Origin of the sequence: Streptomyces albipurpureus, assembly GCF_023701525.1 — a bacterium.
Lineage (GTDB): Bacteria > Actinomycetota > Actinomycetes > Streptomycetales > Streptomycetaceae > Streptomyces > Streptomyces albipurpureus.
On the sequence record NZ_JAMQAW010000021.1, the window covers coordinates 1 to 593 of the forward strand.

Sequence of the window (593 nt, forward strand, 5' to 3'; positions counted from 1 at the left end):
GCCCAGCCGACACCGCCACCGGGCAGCTCCGCCAGCACCACCCGCTCCTCTTCCCCCCGCGCCTCCACCAACGCGGCCAGCCGAGCCACCGTACGATGCTCGAACACCTCCCGCGTACCGAGCGTCACACCCCGCGCCCTGGCACGCGCGACGACCTGAATCGACCGAATACTGTCCCCGCCAATAGCGAAGAAGTCGTCATCGACGCCCACCTGCCCGACATCGAGCACATCGGCGTACACCGCGGCCAGGACCCGCTCCACCACACCACGCGGTGCCCGAAACCCAGGGCCACCGAGCTCCGGCTCCGGCAACCCGGCCCGGTCCACCTTTCCCGCCACCGTCAACGGCAACCGCTCCACGACCACAAAATGAGCCGGCACCATATAATCCGGCAACCGCTCCCCGACGAACCGCCGCACCTCCACCACCGAAACACCACCAGCACCACCACCGGTGCCACTGCCACTGCCGGCACCACTGCCACTGCCGGTGGCGCTGCCGGTGCCGGTGGCGCTGCCGGTGGCGCTGCCGGTGGCGCTGTCGGACGGGGTGATATAGCCGATAAGCCGGGCGCTGCCGCCCGGGTCCTC

The 593-nt window shown here is 70.5% G+C and carries 1 protein-coding gene; it reads right to left on the bottom strand.

All coding sequences use genetic code 11. From position 1 onward, the window contains the following. A partial coding sequence (locus NBG84_RS17400; protein ID WP_250920392.1) for a phosphopantetheine-binding protein occupies positions 1–593 on the bottom strand: 593 nt, incomplete at both ends.